Source organism: Companilactobacillus halodurans (assembly GCF_009600985.1).
Taxonomy (GTDB): Bacteria; Bacillota; Bacilli; order Lactobacillales; family Lactobacillaceae; genus Companilactobacillus; species Companilactobacillus halodurans.
Genome location: NZ_VDFP01000065.1, coordinates 1 through 2,558 on the forward strand (window position 1 = coordinate 1; position 2,558 = coordinate 2,558).

The following is a 2,558-nucleotide window of genomic DNA, read 5'->3' on the forward strand; positions in this document are numbered from 1 at the left end:
AGAGATAATGTGTTTTTTGTAGGTACAATTAATGAAGATGAATCTTCAAACCCTATCCCTGATAAAGTGCTTGATCGTTGTAATTTAATCGAATTAGCGACTCCAGAAAATTATATCGAATTATGGTCTGAATCAATATCTAATAGTATATATAAAAATGAACTGAAACAAGAAAATAAATAAGAAACAAACACTAGAAGTACGCAAAATGAATGGGGAGATTGGCTTGGGGAAAGCGTAATTAATGATAAAGAAATAGAAATTATAAAAAAATTGAGTGACCTTTTTAATTCTACATTTACTATTACTATAGGTTTTAGGACATTAAATCATATAAATTCATATTTAGCTAATTTACCTAAAAATCAAGAATTAATTAGAGAAGAGGCTTTTGATTTACAAATTGCTCAAAAAGTAATACCAAAAATCAGAGGAAATTCTGAAGAATTAGAAAAAATCTTTGATGAAGAAAATGGTATTTTTAAAATTTTATCCAAGAATCAATTCAAAATAACCAATAAAATTTTAAATAAAAAAAAGAAAGAGTTAGATATTTATGGATATACATACTAACTTACCATTTGAAGTCGAATTTATCGTGTTGAATAACAAAGAAGAAAAAGATGAAGATAAATCAGTTTTAGTAGAAACTTTTTCTTCTGATATTTACTCTGATAACCAAAAAATCCCTGTTTTTACTGAATATCAATATATAAAAGTATCCTTCAGAAAAAAAGTGAGCAGAAATATACACGCTCAACTTTATATGAATTATTTTGAATTTTTAAGTGAAGAAAATAATACAATAAAATTTGATGAATTACAAAATAGTTACATGGAAATAGATAATATTGCTACAATTCACACACACAAGCATAATATTACTGGTATACCGCTAATCCCTGGATATTATCAATATTATATTAAATATGAAAATGACATTTACTATGCCCAATTTCAAATAACACCTCAAAATATGACAATTAATGTTCATAAAGATATGGTAAACCAAATTGAAGATCACTCTTTAGGATTAGCTAGAGATTTTTTAAGAAATCAATCTGCTATTTCTAATTCGAAATCTGACATTATAGCTACAACCTTAGATAAAGGAATATTTCTTTTGCAAAAAAAATATATACTAACACACGCTTTAGAAGCTATTTACAATAGTCCTATAACGAGTTTTAAAAATAATTATCATAAAACGAAAACTAATAAGTCATTAAAAATAGATAGTAAAGCTCAAACTTTAAATAATAAAAATAATATTGACTTAAAAAATTTATCTATACAAAATTCTAAAGTATATGCTAAAAATATAATGATATCTTTACAAAACAATGAAAATCAATATGTTTTGCAATCTTTAAATAATTATCTTCAAATTTTAAAAGGTTCAATAAACCAATGCGAATTATCAATTGTAGATATAACACAGATAATTCGTGAATTAAAATACTATAAGAATAATCCTCTTTTATTACAGAAAAGAGAAAGCGAAATAAAAAATTTAAATAAAATAAAAACAGACCTTAAAATTTTATTTAGTTTAATAAATAAATATTACAATAGAAGAAAAGAACGAAGAGAGAAGTATGTTTATGTTACTAATAAAATTATGAAATACCCAGGTTATAGAGATATTTTTACAATTAATAGATACTTGAATAGTAAAATAGAAGATAACATACAAAATCTTTATAGTTTTAAATGGAAATCGTCTGATACATTATATGAATATTGGTCTTTTATTGAATTAATAAAAACATTACAAAATATCGGTTTTGAAGTAAATAAAGGCTGGATATTTAATTCTAATAATAAAAAAACAGTTATTCCCAGGATTCCTGACGGGACTAACGTAATTTTTGAGAAAGGCAAAGTAAAATTAGACTTGATATTTAATAAACCTATTTGTAAGAAGGTTAATAAAAAAGAAAATTATTGGATTAGACATAAAAGAAATAAACCAGATTTAAGACTAGATATATATAATGAAAATTCATATGTAAAAACAATCATACTAGATGCTAAGTATAGTCCTGCTGATAAGATATGGAAACAATATAAAGTTGTAGAACAATTAAACATTTATAAAAATATGATAGTGAGTTCTCAAAATCCTGATTATCACGTTGTTAAAGAAGTAATAGCTTTAACTCCTACTTCATTTAATAATGGAAAAGTTATAAATATAGATAAAAATTTTTCTGTAACAATTGCTACTTTTACTCCTAATTTAGAAAATGTAGAATTAGTTAACAGATTGAAACAATTAATTTTTTTATAAAAAATAAAGAAACAAAATGAAATCAATTTAACGAAAATATAAATCATTAATCCATAAACTACTAACTGCATTTATTAATTAAACTCATTTTACCTTTAGAAACTATCATGTTATTATTTAAGTAACGAAAAGTATGATGTTTTTGTACATCAAAAACCCCCACAGCCATCCAAAGCTTTGTGGGGGGTTTTCTTTTTATCATTTGAATTTATCGTAGAGATAATTCGATATTATCCCTGTAATAATCGGACATATGATAACCATT

2 protein-coding genes and 1 pseudogene are annotated in these 2,558 nt (G+C 23.8%); all 3 read left to right on the top strand.

Annotation, left to right across the window (positions count from 1 at the left end; translation table 11 throughout):
• Nucleotides 1-183: pseudogene (locus FHL06_RS14420) on the top strand (McrB family protein); the annotation flags it as partial.
• Between the two features lie 90 nt (nt 184-273).
• A complete protein-coding gene (locus FHL06_RS12355) occupies nt 274-573 on the top strand; it encodes a hypothetical protein (protein ID WP_153386876.1) in 300 nt (99 codons plus the stop codon).
• The gene (locus FHL06_RS12360) at nt 557-2,293 is read left to right on the top strand and encodes a nuclease domain-containing protein (protein WP_153386878.1); all 1,737 of its coding nucleotides are present in this window, start codon (nt 557-559) and stop codon (nt 2,291-2,293) included. Before FHL06_RS12355 ends, FHL06_RS12360 begins: the two co-directional genes overlap by 17 nt.
• Nucleotides 2,294-2,558: the final 265 nt, after the last annotated feature.

What these genes read in the sequence shown, in the direction of transcription:
- FHL06_RS12360 (WP_153386878.1), top strand. Translation starts at nt 557, where the DNA reads ATGGATATACATACTAACTTACCATTTGAAGTCGAATTTATCGTGTTG.